This window comes from Pseudomonas sp. SJZ131, assembly GCF_007828705.1.
Lineage (GTDB): Bacteria > Pseudomonadota > Gammaproteobacteria > Pseudomonadales > Pseudomonadaceae > Aquipseudomonas > Aquipseudomonas prosekii.
Genome location: NZ_VIVC01000007.1, coordinates 145498 through 167383, shown reverse-complemented (window position 1 = coordinate 167383; position 21886 = coordinate 145498). Strand labels below are relative to the sequence as shown.

At 60.7% G+C, this 21886-nt stretch carries 19 protein-coding genes; 12 read left to right on the top strand and 7 right to left on the bottom strand.

Features of this window, described 5'->3' with window-relative positions; translation table 11 throughout:
• Positions 1–245: 245 nt before the first annotated feature.
• Positions 246–725, top strand: coding sequence for an Lrp/AsnC family transcriptional regulator (locus tag FBY12_RS26165; protein WP_007937367.1), 480 nt, complete (start codon positions 246–248; stop codon positions 723–725).
• A gap of 147 nt (positions 726–872) precedes the next feature.
• Complete coding sequence (locus FBY12_RS26160) at positions 873–1082, top strand: DUF2788 domain-containing protein (protein ID WP_092277677.1); 210 nt, start codon at positions 873–875, stop codon at positions 1080–1082.
• On the opposite strand, the gene FBY12_RS26155 is transcribed toward FBY12_RS26160, so the two are convergent.
• From FBY12_RS26155 to FBY12_RS26140, 4 genes are all read right to left on the bottom strand, one after another.
• A complete protein-coding gene (locus FBY12_RS26155) occupies positions 1077–1712 on the bottom strand; it encodes a pseudouridine synthase (protein WP_145257193.1) in 636 nt (211 codons plus the stop codon). The two genes, FBY12_RS26160 and FBY12_RS26155, sit on opposite strands and share 6 nt — an antisense overlap.
• An 87-nt stretch (positions 1713–1799) precedes the next feature.
• Complete coding sequence (gene amn / locus FBY12_RS26150; RefSeq protein WP_178111815.1) at positions 1800–3299, bottom strand: AMP nucleosidase; 1500 nt, start codon at positions 3297–3299, stop codon at positions 1800–1802.
• Between the two features lie 177 nt (positions 3300–3476).
• Complete coding sequence (locus FBY12_RS26145; RefSeq protein WP_145257190.1) at positions 3477–5123, bottom strand: acyl-CoA dehydrogenase family protein; 1647 nt, start codon at positions 5121–5123, stop codon at positions 3477–3479.
• A gap of 88 nt (positions 5124–5211) precedes the next feature.
• On the bottom strand, positions 5212–7581 hold the full coding sequence (locus tag FBY12_RS26140; protein ID WP_145257187.1) for a hybrid sensor histidine kinase/response regulator: 2370 nt from the start codon (positions 7579–7581) through the stop codon (positions 5212–5214).
• Between the two features lie 443 nt (positions 7582–8024).
• On the opposite strand from FBY12_RS26140, the gene FBY12_RS26135 reads away from it, so the two are divergent.
• The 4 genes from FBY12_RS26135 to FBY12_RS26120 all read left to right on the top strand — a co-directional run bounded on the left by FBY12_RS26135 (position 8025) and on the right by FBY12_RS26120 (position 11612).
• Positions 8025–8822: a hydroxymethylpyrimidine/phosphomethylpyrimidine kinase gene (locus FBY12_RS26135; protein WP_101208835.1), complete on the top strand. Its 798-nt coding sequence runs from the start codon at positions 8025–8027 to the stop codon at positions 8820–8822.
• A 70-nt stretch (positions 8823–8892) separates the two neighbouring features.
• Positions 8893–9516 carry a thiamine phosphate synthase gene (gene thiE, locus FBY12_RS26130; protein WP_145257184.1) on the top strand — a complete coding sequence of 208 codons (624 nt, stop codon included), beginning with the start codon at positions 8893–8895 and terminating at the stop codon, positions 9514–9516.
• Between the two features lie 33 nt (positions 9517–9549).
• Positions 9550–10833: a glutamate-1-semialdehyde 2,1-aminomutase gene (hemL, locus tag FBY12_RS26125; RefSeq protein ID WP_121732644.1), complete on the top strand. Its 1284-nt coding sequence runs from the start codon at positions 9550–9552 to the stop codon at positions 10831–10833.
• Positions 10834–11057: 224 nt separating this feature from the next.
• Positions 11058–11612: a tetratricopeptide repeat protein gene (locus tag FBY12_RS26120; protein WP_109520664.1), complete on the top strand. Its 555-nt coding sequence runs from the start codon at positions 11058–11060 to the stop codon at positions 11610–11612.
• A gap of 122 nt (positions 11613–11734) precedes the next feature.
• Here the strand turns inward: FBY12_RS26120 and FBY12_RS26115 are convergent, their stop codons facing one another.
• Positions 11735–12064 carry a DUF1820 family protein gene (locus FBY12_RS26115; RefSeq protein ID WP_007894425.1) on the bottom strand — a complete coding sequence of 110 codons (330 nt, stop codon included), beginning with the start codon at positions 12062–12064 and terminating at the stop codon, positions 11735–11737.
• Between the two features lie 134 nt (positions 12065–12198).
• Here FBY12_RS26115 and miaB point away from each other — a divergent pair, with 134 nt between their 5' ends.
• The 5 genes from miaB to lnt all read left to right on the top strand — a co-directional run bounded on the left by miaB (position 12199) and on the right by lnt (position 17608).
• Positions 12199–13527: a tRNA (N6-isopentenyl adenosine(37)-C2)-methylthiotransferase MiaB gene (gene miaB / locus FBY12_RS26110; RefSeq protein WP_169372937.1), complete on the top strand. Its 1329-nt coding sequence runs from the start codon at positions 12199–12201 to the stop codon at positions 13525–13527.
• Between the two features lie 205 nt (positions 13528–13732).
• Positions 13733–14737: a PhoH family protein gene (locus FBY12_RS26105; RefSeq protein ID WP_109520663.1), complete on the top strand. Its 1005-nt coding sequence runs from the start codon at positions 13733–13735 to the stop codon at positions 14735–14737.
• Positions 14730–15224: an rRNA maturation RNase YbeY gene (ybeY, locus tag FBY12_RS26100; protein ID WP_145257178.1), complete on the top strand. Its 495-nt coding sequence runs from the start codon at positions 14730–14732 to the stop codon at positions 15222–15224. Before FBY12_RS26105 ends, ybeY begins: the two co-directional genes overlap by 8 nt.
• A gap of 5 nt (positions 15225–15229) precedes the next feature.
• The gene (locus FBY12_RS26095; RefSeq protein ID WP_045062079.1) at positions 15230–16069 is read left to right on the top strand and encodes an HlyC/CorC family transporter; all 840 of its coding nucleotides are present in this window, start codon (positions 15230–15232) and stop codon (positions 16067–16069) included.
• A 15-nt stretch (positions 16070–16084) separates the two neighbouring features.
• Positions 16085–17608, top strand: a complete 1524-nt coding sequence (gene lnt / locus FBY12_RS26090; RefSeq protein ID WP_145257175.1) for an apolipoprotein N-acyltransferase — start codon at positions 16085–16087, stop codon at positions 17606–17608.
• Between the two features lie 141 nt (positions 17609–17749).
• Here the strand turns inward: lnt and FBY12_RS26085 are convergent, their stop codons facing one another.
• On the bottom strand, positions 17750–18511 hold the full coding sequence (locus tag FBY12_RS26085; protein WP_145257173.1) for a YdcF family protein: 762 nt from the start codon (positions 18509–18511) through the stop codon (positions 17750–17752).
• Between the two features lie 88 nt (positions 18512–18599).
• A complete protein-coding gene (locus FBY12_RS26080; RefSeq protein ID WP_145257171.1) occupies positions 18600–18938 on the bottom strand; it encodes a hypothetical protein in 339 nt (112 codons plus the stop codon).
• A 281-nt stretch (positions 18939–19219) separates the two neighbouring features.
• On the opposite strand from FBY12_RS26080, the gene leuS reads away from it, so the two are divergent.
• On the top strand, positions 19220–21826 hold the full coding sequence (gene leuS, locus FBY12_RS26075; protein ID WP_121732649.1) for a leucine--tRNA ligase: 2607 nt from the start codon (positions 19220–19222) through the stop codon (positions 21824–21826).
• The last annotated feature ends 60 nt before the right edge of the window (positions 21827–21886 follow it).

Below are 21886 nucleotides of genomic sequence, written 5' to 3'. Positions count from 1 at the left end.
TCACGCCGTCTTCTGGACAGTGTGTAGCTCGGAGGCCGGCGCATCCCCGGTGGGGGCTGGCGGCCGCAGCTGGCCTGATTAGGCGAGCCGCTGTGGACTGTTTGTCCGAGCAGTGATTCTGGTGTTAAGAATAGGCTCGGGGCGCTGGCAGAGGATTGCGAAGATTGCTGAATTAAACATCACTTGCGCAATTTTTAACCCTGGATAGATAATCCGCCGCAATAGTTACGACAAAGGACTGATTGATGAGCAAACTCGACCGATACGACCTGAGCATTTTGGCGGAATTGCAGCGTGACGCGCGCATTTCCAACCAGGAGCTGGCCGAACGCATCGGCCTGTCACCTTCACCCTGCTCGCGCCGCGTCAAACAGCTGGAGGACGACGGTTACATCTCGCGTCAGGTCGCGCTGCTGGACCGCAAGATGCTCGGCCTGAGCCTCACGGCGTATGTGTTGATCGGCATGGACCGGCACACACCCGAGCGTTTCGAGAACTTCGAAGCGGCGATCCGCACCTTGCCGCAAGTGTTGGAATGCAGCCTGGTGACGGGGATGGATGCCGATTACCAGTTGAAAGTGGTAGTGCCGGACATGGATCACTATCAGAAACTGCTATTGGGGCATTTGACCCGGATTGAGGGCGTGACCAGCGTTCGCTCGAGTTTTGTGTTGAACCAGGTGTTGAACAGCACCGAATTGCCGCTGACCCATCTGCGCAGTTAATCGTGGCGAGGGGGCTTGCCCCCGTTGATCGTTCCCAAGCTCTGCATGGGAACGATCAGCTTCCCGACGCAGGTCAATGCCCCGCGATCAGCGCATGGCGTATACTCGCCCCCGCCCTTTTAGCCCTGCCTGCGCTGGAGATGTTCGATGGATCCTGCACTATTCGAAGAGTGGATGATGACCGGCCTGGTCACCATCCTGATCGGTTTCATGGGTTTCATCGTCTGGGACCTGGCGAAGAAGTCCAAGGCCGGCAAGTTCGGCACGTTCATTCTGTTCTTCGTGCTGGGCCTGGGGATTCTCGCGTTCATCATCAAAAGCGTGGTCATCGCCTACATCGAAAACGGCTCGTCATAAGCGCGCCGGTACTTCCTTCCACTGGCCCTGATCGAGCCCATCGATCGACCAGTCACCGATTTTCACCCGCACCAGACGCAACGTCGGCAAACCCACCGCCGCCGTCATGCGCCGCACCTGCCGATTGCGCCCCTCACGAATCACCAGTTCCAGCCAACTGGTCGGCACGCTTTTGCGAAAACGCACGGGCGGGTTGCGCGGCCACAGTTCAGGTTCTTCAAGCTGTCGCGCCTCGGCGGGCAAGGTCATGCCATCGTTCAGCTCGACGCCATCACGCAAGCGCTGCAACTGCTCGGCGCTCGGCTCGCCTTCCACTTGCACCCAATAGGTCTTCGCCAGTTTGTGTTTCGGATCAGCGATGCGCGCCTGCAGTTGGCCGTGATTGGTCAGCAGCAGCAAACCTTCGCTGTCGCGGTCCAGGCGCCCGGCGGGGTAAATCCCCGGAATCTCGATGTAATCCTTGAGCGTCGCCCGCCCTTCGCCGTCGCTGAATTGCGTCAGCACATCGAACGGTTTGTTGAACAGGATCAGCTTCGGCTCGGCCGGCGGCGCTTTGGCAACACGGCGCGCGGCAGATTGCGGAGTATTCGCGCCAGGGCGGCGGGAAACGGGGCGTTGAGGACGGGACATGGCAAAAGGAACATCTAACGGTCAGGGCTGCTAATGCTAGTGCCCCGACCGCCAAATGACCATGACCAACCGTTAGCGGAACGACCGTTAGCGGAACGGCGGCTCGTCGAAGCTGCGCAGTTTGCGTGAGTGCAGGGAGTTGAGCTCGGTGCGCAACAGGTCCACCGCTTCGATGCCGATCTTCAAGTGCTGGCTGACCGCGCGTTCATAGAAAGCGTTGGCCGAACCCGGGAGTTTGATTTCGCTGTGCAACGGTTTATCGGAAACGCACAACAAGGTGCCGTAAGGCACGCGCAAACGATAACCCTGGGCGGCGATGGTCCCACTTTCCATGTCCACGGCAACCGCGCGGGACAGGTTGATCAATGGCCGTTCCTGAGCCCAGCGCAGTTCCCAGTTGCGGTCATCGTAGGTCAGCACGGTGCCGGTGCGCAGGCGTTTCTTCAGCTCGTCGCCCTTCTCGCCGGTGACGTTGGCCGCTGCTTGCTGCAAGGCCATTTGCACTTCGGCCAGCGCCGGGATCGGGATGTTCGGCGGTACCACACGGTCGAGAATCCCGTCGCGGCGCATGTAGGCGTGGGCCAGCACGTAGTCGCCAATGGTCTGCGATTGCCGCAGGCCGCCGCAGTGGCCGATCATCAGCCAGCAATGCGGGCGCAGCACGGCCAGGTGATCGGTGATGTTCTTGGCGTTGGACGGGCCGACGCCGATGTTCACCAGCGTCACGCCGTGGCCATCGTTGGCGATCAGGTGATAGGCCGGCATCTGGTAACGGTGCCAGACCACGCCAGCAGCAATCGCCGACGCCTCGCCGTGGTCCATGGTTTTTTCGATGATCACGTTGCCCGGCAACACCATGCGCACAAAACGCGGATCGCTGCGCAACTGCTCCAGACCGTGGACGATGAACTGGTCGACGTAACGATGGTAGTTGGTCAACAGAATCCACGGCTGCACATGACGCCAGTCGCTGCCGGTGTAGTGCACCAGTCGGCGCAGGGAGAAATCCACCCGCGCCGCATCGAACAGCGCCAGCGGCAGCGGATCGGTGTTTTCCCAATCGTAGAGGCCATCGGCGATGCCATCGGTGGCGGCGGACAGGTCGGTACTCGGGAACACCCGCGCCAGCACCGCAGCGGTGACGCCGGAACCGGCCAGTTCATCGCCCTGCTCGACCACGTACGGATACGGAATGTTCTGCTGGCTGACGCCGACTTCGACCGTGACGGTGAAGTCGTGCATCAACGGCACCAGTTGCTCCAGCAGGTACTTACGAAACGCCGCCGGATGGGTCACGGTGACGCTGTAAGTGCCGGGCAACTGCACTTTGGCGTAGGCGCGAGTGGTTTGTGGGACTTCGCCCTGGCACAGGTAGGTCAGGCGCAATTCGGGATAACGAAACATCGCACGCTGTTCGGCGTCTGGTTCGATACGGTCCTTGAGGTAACGCTTGAGCGCCTGATTCAGCGCAGAGGTTGCCTGCTCATGCAGGGCGGCGAGCCGGTCGACGGCTTGTTCGGCGGTTTGAACAACAATAAACGCTTCGGTCACGATCAGCTTCCTGTGTTCTGACTTGCAGGCGCTCATCTTGCCTGCATCGTCGGCGGACGGGAACAGTGACGTGTTGATACAAATCGCCGCAACACTTGGGACTCAACTGTGGGAGCTAGCCTGCTGGCGATTGCGCTGGGTCAGCCACATTGATGTTGGCAGGTACACCGCTATCGCGAGCAGGCTCACTCCTACAGGGGGATTTTGGGTGGATTAGAGAGGTGGGGTTGAGCGGGCGACGAGCGCTTCGACATCCAGCCCGCGCGGCAACGCGCCATACACGCGCCCTGCCGAGCCGAGGCGGCTGGCGATAAAAGCATCGCTGACCGCCGCGTTCCCCGCCTCCAGCAACAGCTTCGCCTGCAAACCGAGGGCAATGTCTTCGGTCAATTGCCGGGCGCGGTACTGGATGTCGCTGGTGTCCTTGAACGCGCTGTGCAATTGGCTGATGTGCGCGGCCAGACGCTTGTCGCCGTGGCCATCGCCGAGTTCGCTGAACAGCACGTCAAGCACGCCCGGCTCTTTCGACAAGGCGCGCAGCACGTCGAGGCATTGCACGTTGCCGGAACCTTCCCACGTCGAATTGACCGGCGCCTCACGGTACAGGCGCGGCAAGATGCTTTCTTCGACATAACCGGCGCCACCCATGCATTCGGCGGCTTCGTTGATCATTCCCGGCGCGCGTTTGCAGATCCAGTATTTGCCCACCGCCGTCACCAGTCGGGCGAATTTGGCTTCGTGGCTGTCGTGCAGATGATCCAGCGCCTGGCCCATGCGCAAGCTCAATGCCAGCGCGGCTTCGCTTTCCAGCGCGAGGTCGGCCAGCACGTTTTGCATCAATGGCTGTTCGCTGAGCAACTTGCCGCCGACGCTGCGGTGCGCGCAGTGATGGCTGGCCTGGGTCAGCGCTTGGCGCATCAACGCGCTGGAGCCGACCATGCAATCGAAGCGCGTCATCGCGACCATTTCGATAATCGTCGGTACGCCGCGTCCTTCTTCGCCGACCATCCATGCCAGCGCGCCGCGAAATTCGACTTCGCTGGACGCGTTCGAGCAATTGCCGAGTTTGTTTTTCAGGCGCTGGATGTAGAACTGATTGCGCGTGTCGTCCGGGCGATGGCGCGGCAGCAGGAAGCAGGTCAGGCCTTTGTCAGTCTGGGCCAACGTCAGAAACGCATCGCACATCGGCGCCGAGCAGAACCACTTGTGCCCCACCAGTTCATACGCCTGCCCCGGCCCGGCGGCGCCGACCGGAAAGGCCTTGGTGGTGTTGGCGCGGACGTCGGTGCCGCCCTGTTTTTCGGTCATCGCCATGCCGATAGTGACGCCGGCCTTGTGCGCCATGCCGACGTTACGCGGGTCGTACTCGGTGGCGAGAATCTTCGGCAACCACTGCTCGGCGAGGTCCGGTTGCAGGCGCATGGCCGGGACGCTGGCGAACGTCATGGTCAGCGGACAACCGCTGCCCGCCTCGGCCTGACTGTGCAGATAAGTCATGGACGCGCGGGCGACATGTGCGCCGGGCTGCGGCTGGGTCCATGGCAACGAGGTCAAACCGTGCTCGACCGCCGTGCGCATCAACTGGTGATACGCCGGGTGAAATTCCACCAGATCGATGCGATGACCATAACGGTCGTGGCTGACGAACAGCGGTTTGTTCTGATTGGCGAGGAACCCGGCTTCCATCAGCGGCCCGCCGGCCAGCGCGCCATAGGCGTCAATCCGCGACTCGGCCCAACCGGCGCCAAACCGTCGCGACCACTCCTGCAACGGCAGGTCGATGCGATAGAGATTGCTGCCGTCGAGCGACGGTGGCTGGTTGGTGACTTCGTGGGTTTCGGCGAACTGATGCAGGTTCATGACGGGGTTCCTTGGGTCAGCCAGAGCGCCAGTTAAGCACTGCCCCTCGGCTGATCAAAGTGTCATAAGCGCCGAACTGTCGGCGCTTTCACCCTGCCTCGCGACACAACACGCGGCGTTGCAGCGCGGCTTGCAGGTCCTCGAATTTCAGCGGTTTGTTCAGGAAATCAATCAGCGCGCCGCTCTGGCAGTGTTCGCGATCAACGCTTGCGGCAAGCATGAATACTGGCAAGTCGGCGCAACCCGGCACACCGCGAATCTGGCAGCACAGCGACGCGCCGTTCTGCGCCGGCAACTGGCAATCGAGCAGCACCGCGTCGAAGCGTTCGCGTTCCAATAGCTGCAACGCCGTCGCGGCGCTGTCAGCGGTGCGCACGCGAAAGCCGAGCTTGAGCAGCATCCCGCGCATGACCAGTTGATTGACGCCGCTGTCATCGACCAGCAACACCGTGCAGTCTTGCGGCAACCGCGAACGCGGCAGATCGCGGCTCATGCACGGTGCCGGCGCGGACTCGACCACGGGCAATTCGACTTCTATATCCAATTGAAAACGGCTGCCGCTGCCCGGCTCGGAACGATGGGTCAGTCGGCCGCCGAGCAATTCGACCAGTTGCCGACAAATCGCCAGGCCCACGCCGAGGCCGCCATATTCGCGAGTCATCGAACCGTCGAGCTGGAAGAAGCGCTGATACAGGGTCGCCTCGCCCAGATCGGTGAAACCGATGCCGGTGTCGATCACCGCAAAGGACAGCGCCATGCGCCCGGTTTCCAGCGGTTTGCCGCTGACCCGCAGCGCAACGCCGCCGACGCGGGTGAACTTGATCGCGTTGTCGAGCAGGCATTCGAGGCATTGCGCGAGTTTGCTGCTGTCGCCGATCAAACGATCCGGCAGGCCCGGCGTGACGTCGACTTTCAGATCGAGGGATTTGCCCGAGGCATTGCCGTCGAACTGCACGCGCAAGGCTTCGACCACACCGCGCAAACTGAAAGTCGCCGCAGACGCCTTGAGCTTGCCGGCCTGCAATTCGGTGAGCGTGAGAATGCCGTTGACCATGCGCATCATGTCCCGCGCCGAACCGGCGGCGGTTTGCTGGTATTGCTCCAGTTCCGGGTCCATCTCGACGGTTTGCATCAACTCCAGCGAACCGATCACGCCATTCATGGGCGTGCGCAATTCGTGAGTCAGGGTGGCGAGGAATTCGTCTTTGAGCTTATTGCTGCGCGCCAGTTGCTGGTTGAGCACTTCAAGCTTTTGTCCGGCATCGAACAGCGTTTGCGCCTGTTGCTCGCGCATGGCGTTGATGCGGTCGGCCAGCGCCAGCGACAGCAGCGCCACTTCAATGGCCGAGCCGATCTGGCTGGCGTACATGGTCAGGAACACGTTCGGCAAGTAACCCAGGACCATCAGCGTGTTGACGATGCCACCGAGCAGAAACGCCGACCAGGCAATGATGAAATACCGCGCCACCCGCAAACCGCGCAGCCAGACCAGAATACCGGCGGCGAAAATCACCAAGGTAAACAGCAGCGCCAGGGTCGTCGCCAACCGCAGCGCCAGCGCATAACTGGTCATCAGCGACAACCCGACCACCACCGCGCCAAACGCGATCAGCCCCAGCAACAAGCGATCGAGCCAGCGACTGTGCTGGGCGGTTTGCAGGAAGCTGCGGGCAAACTGGCTGCCGAAGAGGCCCGCGCAGCCGATGAAAAACGGCGTCGCGGCGTTGGCCCACCACGGGTTGTTCGGCCAGAAATACTCGACCGCCGCGCCATTCACCGACAGCTGATACAAGCCGAACGAGGCGATATAGAAGATGTAATAGAGGTAACTGGTGTCGCGCACGCTGAGGAAAATGAACAGGTTGTAAACCACCATCCCCAGCAGCACGCCATAGATCAGCCCGAGCACATAGAGGCGCACCGGCTGTTCTTCTAAGTAAGCGGTGCTCGACCACAACGTCACCGGCGCCTGAATCGAGCCTTCGCTTTGCAAACGCAGGTAAACGGTGCGCGCCTGGTCGGGCTGGAAATTCAGATTGAACAGGTAGTTGTTCTGGCGAATTTCGCGGCTGTCGAACGGCAGCGCATCGCCGGTGCGGCGGCTGAGCTGATAGCCGCCTGCGGTATCGGGCAGGTACAGGTCGAGGTGATCGAGCGGCGGATACGCCAGTTCGAGCAACCAGGTGCGACGTGCGTCGTGGTCGGTCGGACGATAACGCAGGTCGATTTTCAGCCAGAACACCGAACGCGAATAACCGGCGTTGAGCGTGGCTTTGTCGTGGGGTTTGAAGTTTCCGGCAGCATCTTGCGCGCGAATATCGGCAATGGTCGCCTGACCGTCCACGTCTTCGAACACCTGCATGTCTCGCCCCAGCGGCAGGCTCTGGGTGAACTCATCAAATTCAACGGCGCTCGCCAGGAGGGGCAAGCACAACAGCAACATCAGCAAATAGCGCATTCAAGCCCCAGCGTGGCCTATCCGGTCCTGTCAGGAAGCCCCCCATTCCTTTTGAGCAGACGTAAAACCGGTATTACCTGTTATTGGTTTGGATCCACTCTAGCATAGCCGTTGATGGCCATTGAGCACCATTGAAATTTTTCCTACAAAGGCTCTAGCACGGGCGTTCCAGCGCTATGCATTGAGATAGAGCTGTCGGCATTCCGCACGGTGCCCGCCTGTGCATGTAGCAGCTGCCGAGGCACGAGGCTGCGTTCGGCTGCGCAGCAGTCGTGAAATCAGGCGATGCGGTGTATCAGGAAGACCGCGTATTCAGGTTTGACGACTGCTTCGCAGCCGAACGCAGCCTCGTGCCTCGGCAGCTGCTACATGAGCCGGGATTCGGCGTTTGTGACAGGGGGCGCTCATGACTCGCCGGTCGTCTGGTGGTAAGCTCGCGCACCATGAATATCTACAGCTCTCGCCCCGTTGTCCTCTGTCTCTCCGGCCACGACCCAAGTGGTGGCGCCGGCTTGCAGGCAGATATCGAAGCCCTGCTCGCTCAGGGTTGTCATGCGGCCCCGGCCGTCACTGCGCTGACTGTGCAAGACACGGTCAACGTCACTGACTTCCGCGTCCTCGACCGCGAGTGGGTGTTGGCTCAGGCCAACGCCGTGCTCAACGACTCCGAAGTCGCGGCAGTGAAACTGGGCATGCTCGGTTCGCTGGCCATGGTCGACACCGTGGTCGAGCTGCTGTCGGCGCATCCGCATTTACCCGTGGTCTGCGACCCGGTGCTGCGGGCCGGTGGCGGCGGACGCCTGGGCAAGGACGAAGTCGGCTACGCCATGCGCGAACGCCTGCTGCCGCTGTCGATCATTGCCACGCCCAACCTGCCCGAAGCGCGGATCCTCGCCGAACTGCCTGAAGGCACCGCCGATGAATGCGCGGAAAAACTCCTGCCGTTCGTCAAACACCTGCTCATCACCGGCGGCCATGGCGATGAGCTGGAAATCCACAATCGTCTGTACAGCCGCGACGGCCGCCGCGAAACCTTCACCTGCCAGCGTTTGCCCGGCAGTTATCACGGTTCCGGTTGCACCTTGGCCAGCGCGTTGGCCGGTCGTCTGGCCCAGGGTGAAAACCTCGCCAGCGCCGTGCAGACCGCGCTTAACTACACGTGGCGGACCCTGCGCGATGCCGAGCAACTGGGCAAAGGCCAGTTCGTGCCGCGCCGCTTGCCGCTGGATTTCTGTTCGTAACGCTGGTTCGCCACTGCGTTCGAAACAGCCTGTTTGACACTTTGATGCGTAAAGCGCAGAGGCTTGCCCGATGAAACTACGTGGCCTGTACGCCATTACCGACAGCCAGTTGCTGGCCGGTAAATTCCTGTCCTACGTCGAGGCGGCGCTGGAAGGTGGCGTGACCCTGTTGCAATATCGCGACAAAAGCAGCGACGACGCCCGCCGCTTGCGTGAGGCCGAAGCGCTGCGCGAGTTGTGTGAGCGCTACAAGACTAAGTTGATCATCAATGACGACGCCGAACTCGCCGCGCGCCTCAACGTCGGCGTGCACCTGGGTCAGACCGACGGCCCACTGACGCCGGCACGCGCGCTGCTCGGACGCCAGGCGATCATCGGCTCGACGTGCCACGCGCAACTCGAACTCGCCGAGCAAGCGGCCAAAGAAGGCGCCAGTTATGTCGCGTTCGGGCGCTTCTTCAATTCCAATACCAAACCCGGCGCGCCCACTTGCAGCCTCGACTTGCTCGACCAGGCGCGCAGCAAACTGCACCTGCCGATCTGCGCGATCGGCGGCATCACCCTCGACAACGCCGCGCCTCTGGTAGCCCACGGCGTCGATCTGCTGGCGGTGGTGCATGGCCTGTTTGGCGCCGAGAGCACGACTGAAGTGACCCGCCGCGCCCGCGCCTTCAACGAACTGCTGTCAATTTAAGTAGCTTAAAAAATTCTGATTAGAGAGCCCATCATGTCTCGTTCCGAAACGCTGTTTGCCAATGCCCAGAAACACATCCCCGGTGGCGTCAACTCGCCGGTCCGCGCGTTCAAGAGCGTGGGCGGCACGCCGCTGTTTTTCAAACACGCTGAAGGCGCCTACGTCACCGACGAAGACGACAAGCGTTATGTCGATTACGTTGGCTCGTGGGGCCCGATGATCCTCGGCCACAGCCATCCGGACGTGCTGGACGCGGTGCGCAAACAACTGGAACACGGTTTGTCCTACGGCGCGCCGACGGCGATGGAAACCGAGATGGCCGACCTGGTCTGCTCGATCGTGCCGTCGATGGAAATGGTGCGCATGGTCAGCTCCGGCACCGAAGCGACCATGAGCGCGATTCGCCTGGCCCGTGGTTTCACCGGCCGCGACGCCATTATCAAATTCGAGGGCTGCTACCACGGCCACTCCGACAGCCTGCTGGTCAAGGCCGGTTCCGGCCTGTTGACCCAAGGCGTACCGAGCTCGGCAGGTGTGCCGGCGGACTTCGCCAAACACACGCTGACCCTGCCGTTCAACGACATCGACGCCGTAGAAACCATGCTCGGCGAAGTCGGCCAGGACGTGGCGTGCATCATCGTCGAGCCCGTTGCTGGCAACATGAACTGCGTTCCGCCGGCGCCGGGTTTCCTCGAAGGCTTGCGGACCCTGTGCGACAAGCACGGCGTGGTGCTGATTTTCGACGAAGTGATGACCGGTTTCCGTGTCGCGCTCGGCGGCGCCCAGGCGCACTTCGGCGTGACGCCGGACCTGAGCACGTTCGGCAAAATCATCGGTGGCGGGATGCCAGTCGGCTGTTTCGGCGGAAAACGCGAAATCATGTCGCACATTGCGCCGCTGGGCCCGGTGTATCAGGCCGGCACCTTGTCGGGTAACCCGCTGGCGATGGCCGCTGGCCTGACCACGCTGCGCCTGATCAGCCGTCCGGGTTTCCATGACGAGCTGACCGACTACACCAGTCGCCTGCTCGACGGCTTGCAGCAACGCGCCGATGCCGCGGGCATTCCGTTCGTGACCACGCAGGCGGGTGGCATGTTCGGTCTGTACTTCAGCGGCGCCGACGACATCGTGACGTTTGATGACGTAATGTCCAGCGACGCCAATCTGTTCAAGCGCTTCTTCCACTTGATGCTGGAAGGTGGCGTGTACCTGGCGCCGAGTGCCTTCGAAGCCGGTTTCACCTCGATTGCCCACGGCGAAACCGAGTTGCAACTGACGCTCGACGCTGCCGAACGCGCCTTCGCCGCATTGAAATAAAGCTGTGCCGCTGACGTTGGCGATTGCCAGCGTCAGCATTTACCTACATTTGCCGGTCTTTTCCTGTGCGCGTGCCGATAATCTTCCACAAACTGGACGATATATTCCCCATGCAGCAGAAAAACGAGTAAAGACTTTGTAAGGTTGGCCCTGCTTATTTCATAATGCGCGCTTATTGGATCCCTCGATGGGTCCGCGCGCCCTTCAGAGGTAAGTCGATTCCCATGAACCGCACCGGCCGCACCCTTGCATTGGGCTGCCTGTTGCTCCTTCAGCCCCTGCTCGCGCACGCACAAGCAGGCGGCAACTCGTTGTTGATCCCAGCGATGGGTCGCTGCACCCTCAATACTCAGCCGCAAGACCTGACGCAAGCGCTTGCCGCCTGCCAGAAAGCGTCGGATGAAGGGGATGCGCAAGCGCAATACGAGTTGGGTGAGTTCTACTACGACGGCCAAAATGCGCCGCGTGACCTCGATAAAGCGCTGAAATTTTTCGAAAAGGCCTCGCTGCAAGGTCACGCCCAGGCGCAATACAAACTCGGCAGCATGTTTTTCCACGGCGAAGGCGTACCGGCCAATAACGTTCAGGCGTATATCGTGCTGAAAATGGCGGCGGTCAATGGCGCCGAAGATGCGCTGGACACGGCTGACGAAGTCGCCGAGAAAATGCCCCGCGAAGATCTGGAAGTTGCCACGCAAGTGCTGGGGCAAATCTTCCGTAAATACCTGATGGAATTGCAAAGCGCGGATGGGCGAACGCCGTTTTCGCCATTGCCTTAAATCTTCTTCGCCTCTTCAGATGCTTTCGCGGGCAAGCCTCGCTCCTACAGGTTTGATGTGCGCCGTGAAAACGATGCGTATGTGTAGGAGCGAGGCTTGCCCGCGAAAGGAGCGACGCGGTCTTACTTCTCAGGCATCGGCATCGGGAACGGCATGACGTTGCCGACCGCACCGCGGGCTTCGCTGATTTTCGGCGTGCCGAGGCGCTCGACTTCATCGATGCGCACAATCGAATGCATCGGTACAAAACTGCGCACCACGCCTTCGAACTGAGCCTTGAGTTTTTCTTCGCTCGGGTCGACGACCACTTGTGTGCGCTCGCCAAAGACGAACTCTTCCACTTCCAGAAAACCCCACAGATCACTTTGATAGATCTGCTTGGCATACATTTCGTACACCTGGCCCTGGTTGAGGAAAATCACCTTATAGATTGGGGCTTCACGTTTGGTCATGGTGGGCGGGCAACACATCGGGGATAAAAATGAGGGCGCGAACTATAGCATAGCCACCGGACGCACAGCGGTAGGAACCTTGGGACATGTTCCCTATAATGCGCGGTTCTTTGAATCACGTGATGACTCTGTCCATGGCCAAGAAGCTTTACATCGAAACCCACGGTTGCCAGATGAACGAGTACGACAGCTCGCGCATGGTCGATCTGCTGGGCGAACATCAGGCCCTGGAAGTCACCGCTCGCGCTGAAGATGCCGACGTGATCCTGCTCAACACCTGCTCCATCCGCGAGCGCGCGCAGGATCGGGTGTACTCGCAGCTTGGCCGCTGGCGCGAACTGAAACTGGCCAACCCGGACATGGTGATCGCCGTCGGCGGTTGCGTGGCCAGCCAGGAAGGCGCGGCGATCCGCGACCGCGCACCGTACGTCGACGTGGTTTTCGGCCCGCAAACCCTGCACCGCTTGCCGGAAATGATCGACGCCGCGCGCGCCACCAAGCTGCCGCAAGTCGACGTCTCGTTCCCGGAAATCGAAAAATTCGACCACTTGCCCGAGCCGCGTATCGACGGCCCGAGCGCTTATGTGTCGGTGATGGAAGGCTGCAGCAAATACTGCACGTTCTGCGTGGTGCCCTATACGCGCGGCGAAGAAGTCAGCCGGCCATTCGACGACGTGATTGCCGAGATCATCCACCTCGCCGAAAACGGCGTGCGCGAAGTGACCCTGCTCGGGCAGAACGTCAACGGCTATCGCGGCACTACTCATGATGGACGCCTGGCGGACCTCGCCGAGCTGATCCGCGTGGTCGCCGCCGTCGATGGCATCGACCGGATTCGGTACACCACCTCGCACCCGCTGGAGTTTTCCGACAGCCTGATTCAGGCGCACGCCGACGTCCCGGAACTGGTGAAACACCTGCATTTGCCGGTGCAATCGGGTTCGGACCGCATTCTGTCAGCGATGAAGCGCAATCACACCGCGCTCGAATACAAGTCGAAACTGCGCAAACTGCGCGCCGCCGTGCCGGGGATTTGCATCAGTTCGGACTTTATCGTCGGGTTCCCCGGCGAAACCGAGAAAGACTTCGAGCAGACCATGAAGCTGATCGAAGACGTCGGTTTCGACTTCTCCTATTCCTTCGTTTATAGCCAGCGCCCGGGTACACCCGCAGCCGACTTGGCCGACGAAACGCCGGAAGCGCTGAAAAAGGAACGCCTGAACGCGCTGCAACATCGCTTGAACCAGCAGGGTTTCGAGATCAGCCGACAAATGGTCGGGTCGATTCAGCGCATTCTGGTCACCGATTATTCGAAAAAAGACCCCGGCGAGTTGCAGGGGCGGACCGAGAATAACCGCATCGTCAACTTCCGCTGCGACAACCCGACGCTGATCGGCCAGTTCGCCGATGTGCACATCGACGCCGCGCAACCGCACTCGCTGCGGGGCTCGTTGATCCAATAACCCCGCACAAACTGTAGGAGCAAAGCTTGCTCGCGAAGGCGTCATCACAGACAACTTATAGGTTGAATGTCAGTCCGCCTTCGCGGGCAAGCCTCGCTCCTACAAGGGGGGTGTCAGCCTTGGGTTATTTAAGAGCTTTCGCACCCAGCCCTCTGGCGTTATCCTTGATTTCATCTTAATTGCCCCAGGGCGGCTAAATACGACCTTGAACGCACCCATCGAACCACATCGTTTTATTCTCGAGCCCTTTGAGGCTCGCCGCTTCGCCAATCTGTGCGGGCAATTCGACGAGCATTTGCGCTTGATCGAACAGCGCCTGACTATCGAGATCCGCAATCGCGGAAACCAGTTCGAGCTGATCGGCGACCCCAAGCACACCACTTCCGCGGAAAATCTGATTCGCCGCTTGTACCGGGAAACCAAAGGTACCGAGCTGTCGCCGGATATGGTCCACCTGTTCCTGCAGGAGTCGGCCGTCGAGGAAATGGACAACGTCTCCCCCGCCGAACCGTCCGTCGCGCTGCGCACCAAAAAAGGCATGATTCGCCCTCGCGGCTTGAATCAGCTGCGCTACGTGAAGGAAATCCTCGGTAACGACATCAATTTCGGCATCGGCCCTGCCGGTACAGGCAAGACCTATCTGGCCGTTGCCTGCGCGGTGGATGCGCTGGAACGCGAGCAGATCCGCCGCATCCTGCTGGTGCGTCCGGCGGTTGAGGCTGGCGAAAAGCTCGGTTTCCTGCCCGGTGATCTGTCGCAGAAGATCGACCCGTACCTGCGCCCGCTCTACGACGCACTCTACGAAATGCTCGGCTTCGAATACGTGGCCAAGCTGATCGAACGTCAGGTCATCGAAGTCGCGCCGCTGGCCTACATGCGCGGTCGCACGCTGAACAACAGCTTCATCATTCTCGACGAAAGCCAGAACACCACCGTCGAGCAAATGAAGATGTTCCTGACCCGGATCGGCTTCGGCTCCACAGCCGTGATCACCGGTGACATTACCCAGGTCGACCTGCCGAAAGGCACCAAGTCCGGGCTGCACCATGTCATCGAAGTGCTCAAAGACGTGCCGGGCATCAGCTTCACCCACTTCATGCCCAAAGACGTCGTGCGCCATCCACTGGTGCAGCGCATCGTCGAAGCCTACGAGCGCTTCGAGAATCGCCTCGACGATCAAGCGCCGAAGGACAAACGCCACGATGCTTGAGCTTGATCTGCAACTGGCCACCGAAGCGCCTGCGCCCAGCGAAGCCGAGTTCCGCCAATGGTGCGAACTGGCGCTGCGCCAGCGCACGGCGGATTCGGAGATGACCATTCGTTTGGTCGATGAAGAAGAGGCGCGCGAGCTCAATTCGACGTGGCGGCAGAAAGACTACGCGACCAATGTGTTGTCGTTCCCGGCCGATGTGCCCGATGAGTTTCTCGACATTCCACTGCTCGGCGATCTGGTGATCTGCGTGGCAGTGGTCGAGCGCGAAGCGGCGGAACAAGGCAAGGAACTAAAGGCGCACTGGGCGCATCTGGTCATTCACGGCTGCTTGCATCTGCTTGGTTACGACCATATAGATGACGACGAAGCCGAGGAAATGGAAGCACTGGAACGCACGTTGCTTGCCGAGTTGGGTTTTCCCGACCCTTATGCCGACGACGAAACCGACACATCCCCTATCGTTACAACAAAGGATTCAGAGTAATCGCTATGAGCGAAGATCGATCGAGCAACGGGCAGAAGTCATGGCTGGGTAAGCTCACCCAGGCTTTTGCCCACGAGCCGAAGAACCGCCAGGAGCTGCTGGAGCTGCTGCGCGACGCACACCAGAACAAACTGTTGGACAGCGAAGCGCTGGCCATCGTCGAAGGCGCCATCCAGGTCGCTGACCTGCAAGTACGGGACATCATGGTCCCGCGCTCGCAGATGATCAGCATCAAGGCGACCCAGACACCTCGCGAGTTCCTGCCCGCCGTGGTCGATTCGGCCCACTCCCGCTACCCGGTGATCGGCGAAAGCCACGATGACGTGATGGGCGTGTTGCTGGCCAAGGACTTGCTGCCGTTGATCCTCAAGGAAAACGGCGACAGCTTCAACATCAAGGACCTGCTGCGCCCGGCTACTTTCGTGCCGGAGTCCAAGCGCCTGAATGTGCTGCTGCGTGAATTCCGCGCCAACCACAATCACATGGCCATCGTCATCGACGAGTACGGCGGTGTGGCCGGTCTGGTGACCATCGAAGACGTGCTGGAACAAATCGTCGGCGACATCGAAGACGAACACGACGTCGAAGAAGACAGCTACATCAAGCCACTGCCCAGCGGTGATTTCCTGATCAAGGCACTGACGCCGATCGAGAACTTCAACGAGTTCTTCGACAGCGAATTCTCCGATGATGAATTCGACACGGTGGGCGGCCTGGTGATGAGCGCGTTCGGGCACTTGCCAAAACGCAACGAAATCACTGAAATCGGGCCGTATCGCTTCCGCATCCTGAACGCCGACAGCCGTCGGATTCACTTGCTACGCCTGACTCCAATTGCCCGGTAACTCCTAAGGATTGAAATGCACCGTCTGACCCGTCCCGGCTGGCCCGGTAATCTGCTGGCCGTGGTGGCCGGTGCAGTCACCACTCTGGCGTTGGCGCCATACGATATCTGGCCGCTGGCGTTGCTCGCGGTCGGTTTCTTCTATGCCGGTTTGCGTGAACTCAGCCCGCGTCAGGCCTTGGGCCGTGGCTGGTGTTTCGGTTTCGGCCTGTTCGGTGCCGGCACCAGTTGGATCTATTACAGCATTCACCATTTCGGCGGCGCTTCGGTGCTGCTGGCCGGTTTCCTGATGCTAATCTTCACCGCCGCGATTGCCTGGTTCTTCGCCCTGCCCGCCTGGCTCTGGGCGCGCTGGTTGCGCCGTAACGAAGCGCCGCTGGCGGATGCCTTGGCGTTTGCCGCGTTGTGGGTCGGCCAGGAAGCGTTTCGCGGCTGGTTCCTCACCGGTTTCCCGTGGCTTTATTCCGGTTACAGCCAACTCGACGGCCCGTTGTCCGGGCTGGCGCCGCTGGGTGGCATGTGGCTGATTTCCTTTGCGCTGGCGCTGACCGCTGCGCTGCTCTGGAATGCTCCACGCCTGCTCCGCACCGGGCGCAAAGGTTTTATTGCTGCTGGCGTATTGCTGCTGGTCGGTCCGTGGATCGCCGGTATCGCGCTCAAAGAACACGCCTGGACCAGCCCGGCCGGTGCGCCGCTGAGTGTCGCGGCGATTCAGGGCAATATCGAACAAAGCATGAAGTGGGACCCGGCGCAGCTCAATTCGCAGTTGGCGCTGTACCGCGACATGAGTTTCAGTTCCAAGCGTGTCGACTTGCTGATCTGGCCGGAAACCGCCGTGCCGGTGCTCAAGGAGTCCGCCGAGGCTTACTTGAGCATGATGGGCACCTTCGCCGCAGAGCGGAAAACTGCGCTGATTACCGGTGTGCCGATTCGTCAGGAAGTGCGCCACGAGCGGCGCTTCTTCAACGGCATTACCGTGGTCGGCGAAGGCGATGGCACCTACCTGAAGCAGAAACTGGTGCCGTTCGGCGAGTACGTGCCGTTGCAGGATGTGTTGCGCGGCTTGATCGCATTCTTCGATCTGCCGATGTCGGACTTCGCGCGCGGCCCGGCCGATCAGGCGATGCTGCAAGCCAAGGGTTATCAGATCGCCCCGTTCATTTGTTACGAAGTGGTTTACCCGGAATTTGCCGCAGGCCTCGCCGCTCGCAGCGATTTGCTCCTGACGATCAGCAATGACACGTGGTTCGGCCGCTCCATCGGGCCGTTGCAGCATTTGCAGATGGCGCAGATGCGTGCGCTGGAAGCAGGTCGCTGGATGATCCGCGCGACCAATAATGGCGTGACGGCGCTGATCAACCCGTTCGGCCAGATCACCACGCAGATTCCGCAGTTCGAGCGCGGGATTTTGTACGGCGAAGTGGTGCCGATGCACAACCTCACGCCTTACCTGCAATGGCGTTCGTGGCCGCTGATCATCGTTTGTGTGCTGCTGTTTGGCTGGGCGCTGGTGGCAAACCGGATGGCCAAAACTGTCTGAAATCTGGCGAGCTTTTGTGGCGAGGGGGCTTGCCCCGGTTGGGGTGCGAAGCTCCCCATCTACCCGATGTTTGGAACACTGCGTCAGTAAGTTTGCGACTGCTTCGCATCCGAGCGGGGGCAAGCCCCCTCGCCACAGTGTTCAGCGGTAGAAAAGCGAATACCCGACCTGCCCCACCGTTTCATTGAGCAGTTGCCCGCTCTGCCAGATCGATTTGAACTCCGGCATCCAGCCGCCCAGCGGCCGGGCGTTGTCCGTGCCGAGGAATCCGACCGGCGCCGCCACCACCTCAAAACCCGCCGCCTCAAAACTCCACACCGCGCGCGGCATGTGCCAGGCCTGCGTCACAACCACCACACGCTTGACCCCTGCCGGCAACAACATCTGTGCGCTGAACTGGGCGTTTTCCCAGGTCGTGCGGCTGCGTTCTTCCTGCCAACGCACGCTCACGCCGAAATCATCGAGCAGCGAATCCGCCATCAATTTCGCCTCACTCGGCGGCGTGCCGTAATGCAGGCCGCCGGTGGTCAGGATCGGCAAACCGGACGCTTTCGCCAGCCGCGCCGCGTAACGCTCGCGCTCCAGGCCAACGCCGGTCGGTTGATCCGCGCCCCACGCGAGGTCGCCGCGCTCGCGCCCCGAACCCAGCACCACAATCGCATCCGCGCGCTGCGCCAGCGTCGCCCACTCTTCGCGCGCCAGCGGCGGCTCGCGCTCCAGCAACTTGGCGCTCCACTGCACCACCACCGGCAAACTCATCAGCAAAAAACCGCCAAAACCCAACGCGAAGCACACCGCCGCCAAGCGCGGTCGCGAGCGGCGAAACCACCACGCAAGCGCCAGCAACAGCAGAAGAATGCCGGGCGGCAATAGAAGTTGTTTGACGAAATAACGAAAAGGCATCGAGCATCTCCAAAAGATGCCCGAAGCCTAAGTGGGTTGATGCAACGCGACAACTGATGTGCAGAACTAAACTGCAAAAAAACCTACGTCACGGTTTCAAGTGCCCTTGCTTGAATGGCAGCGACCGGACCTTTACCGCGTCCCTGTCGGGTGCCTTGTCTTTTAGCCAGATGATCTTGGCCGAACGTGGGGCGTCGAGCTGCTTCACTGCTTCGGACAAGCATCCGTGTGTCTCACGTTCACTGCGGTCCAGATACGCTTTGACCAGTGCAAACTCTGCGGGGCTCAGGCCACGCAACTCCAGCTCCAATGGACGTTCATCACGCAACCGATCAGCAGTTTTCGCCGCGTCCAGGGCCATCCCCAGACGGTCGATCAATCTTTCGTACAGCTCCGGTTTTGTAACTTTACGTTGTGACTCAACCATCCCTCACCTCATTGAAGATATGACTCAATCCCCAAATAGGAGCTTAGCTTCCATCGACAAACCGGCTGAGCGCTGCGACCAACGGCCCTCGCGGCGGGATTTGCGCGAGCGCGTGCCTGTAATCAGGGTTTCCCTCGATAGAGTGCGGTCATGTATGCTACGGCGCTTCCTGTAACTCCACTTCCAGCTCGCCTGGACAGCGAAACGCCGATTTGGCGTGATCAGCGTCCGGCATTGCATCGAAGAGGATTAGGCCACCCCTATTCAGTTCAAAAGTAGCCATGCACGAACAATATCAGCCCCGTGAAATCGAAGCCGCCGCCCAGTCGTTCTGGGACGAGCAAAAGTCCTTTGAAGTCAGTGAACAGCCAGGCAAGGAGACTTTCTACTGCCTGTCGATGTTCCCTTACCCCAGCGGCAAGCTACACATGGGGCACGTGCGCAACTACACCATCGGCGACGTGATCTCGCGCTATCAGCGCATGCTCGGCAAAAACGTCCTGCAACCGATGGGTTGGGACGCGTTCGGCATGCCGGCGGAAAACGCCGCGATGAAAAACAACGTAGCGCCCGCCAAGTGGACCTACGAAAACATCGCCTACATGAAAACCCAGCTGCGCAGCCTGGGCCTGGCGGTGGATTGGTCGCGTGAAGTGACCACCTGCAAGCCCGATTACTACCGCTGGGAACAATGGCTGTTCACGCGCCTGTTCGAAAAAGGCGTGATCTACAAGAAGAGCGGCACCGTGAACTGGGACCCGGTCGACCAGACCGTTCTGGCCAACGAACAAGTGATTGACGGTCGCGGCTGGCGTTCCGGCGCGCTGATCGAAAAGCGCGAAATCCCGATGTACTACTTCAAGATCACTGCGTACGCGGATGAGCTGTTGTCGAGCCTCGACGATCTGCCGGGCTGGCCTGAACAGGTCAAGACCATGCAGCGCAACTGGATCGGCAAGTCGCGCGGGATGGAAGTGCAGTTCCCGTACAACGTCGATTCGATCGGCGAAAGCGGCGTCCTCAAAGTCTTCACCACCCGCCCGGACACATTGATGGGCGCGACTTACGTCGCGGTCGCCGCCGAGCACCCGCTGGCCACCCTGGCCGCGCAGAACAATCCTGAGCTGCAAGCGTTCATCGCTGAATGCAAGGGCGGCAGCGTCGCTGAAGCCGACGTCGCCACTCAAGAGAAAAAAGGCCTGCCGACCTCGCTGTTCGTCGAGCACCCGCTGACCGGCGAGAAGTTGCCGGTGTGGGTCGCCAACTACGTGCTGATGCATTACGGCGACGGCGCAGTGATGGCAGTTCCGGCGCACGACGAACGTGATTTCGAGTTCGCCACCAAGTACAACCTGCCGATCAAATCGGTGGTGCGCACCAGCTCCGGCGACAGCAACCCCGCCCCGTGGCAAGACGCCTACGGCGAGCACGGCACGCTGATCAATTCCGGCGAGTTCGACGGCCTCGACTTCGAAGGCGCTTTCGACGCGATGGAAGTCGCGCTGATCAAGAAAAACCTCGGCGCCTCGCGCACGCAGTTCCGCTTGCGCGACTGGGGCATCAGCCGCCAGCGCTATTGGGGCTGCCCGATCCCGATCATCCACTGCGAAACCTGCGGTGATGTGCCGGTCCCGGAAGATCAACTGCCGGTCGTACTGCCGGAAGACGTAGTGCCGGACGGCGCCGGTTCGCCACTGGCGCGCATGCCCGAGTTCTACGAGTGCAGCTGCCCGAAATGCGGCCAGCCGGCCAAACGTGAAACCGACACGATGGACACCTTCGTCGAGTCCTCGTGGTACTACGCTCGCTACGCCTCGCCGCATTACGAAGGCGGGCTGGTGGAGAAATCCGCTGCCGATCACTGGTTGCCAGTCGATCAGTACATTGGTGGCATCGAGCACGCGATTTTGCACCTGCTGTACGCGCGCTTCTTCCACAAGCTGATGCGTGACGAAGGCCTGGTGAGTTCGGACGAACCATTCAAGAACCTGCTGACACAAGGCATGGTGATCGCCGACACTTATTACCGTCGCGAAGCCAATGGTGCCTACACCTGGTTCAACCCGGCGGACGTCGAACTTGAACGCGACAGCAAAGCCAAGGTGGTCAGCGCCAAACTGATCGCCGACGGTCTGCCGGTAGAAATCGGTGGCACCGAGAAGATGGCCAAGTCGAAAAACAACGGCGTTGACCCGCAGTCGATGATTGACCAGTTCGGCGCCGACACCTGCCGACTGTTCATGATGTTCGCTTCGCCGCCCGACATGAGCGCCGAATGGTCCGACTCCGGCGTCGAAGGCTCGCACCGCTTCCTCAAGCGCGTCTGGCGTCTGGCGCAAGCGCACGTGACTCAAGGTTTGCCGGGCAAACTCGACGTCGCTTCGCTGAACGATGCGCAGAAAGTCATTCGCCGCTCGATCCACCAGGCGATCAAGCAAGCGAGCCACGACGTTGGCCAGAACCACAAATTCAACACCGCCATCGCCCAGGTGATGACGCTGATGAACGTGCTGGAAAAAGCCCCGCAAGGCACCGAACAGGATCGCGCGCTGATTCACCACGGCCTCGAAACCGTGGTCCTGCTGCTGGCGCCAATTACTCCGCACATCAGCCATGAACTGTGGAATCAACTGGGTCACGCCGACCCGGTGATCGACGCAGGCTGGCCAGTGCTGGACGAGAGCGCGCTGGTGCAGGACAGCCTGCAACTGGTTATTCAAGTCAACGGCAAGCTGCGCGGCCAGATCGAAATGCCCGCCAGCGCCAGCCGTGAAGAAGTCGAAGCCGCCGCACGGGCCAATGAAAACGTGCTGCGTTTTGTCGATGGCCTGACTATTCGTAAAGTGATCGTAGTGCCCGGGAAACTGGTCAATATCGTCGCCAGCTAATTGGATCAGGCGCCAGGTGAGCCTGGCGCCGAGTTAAACCTTTCGGGCCGCACGGTCGGC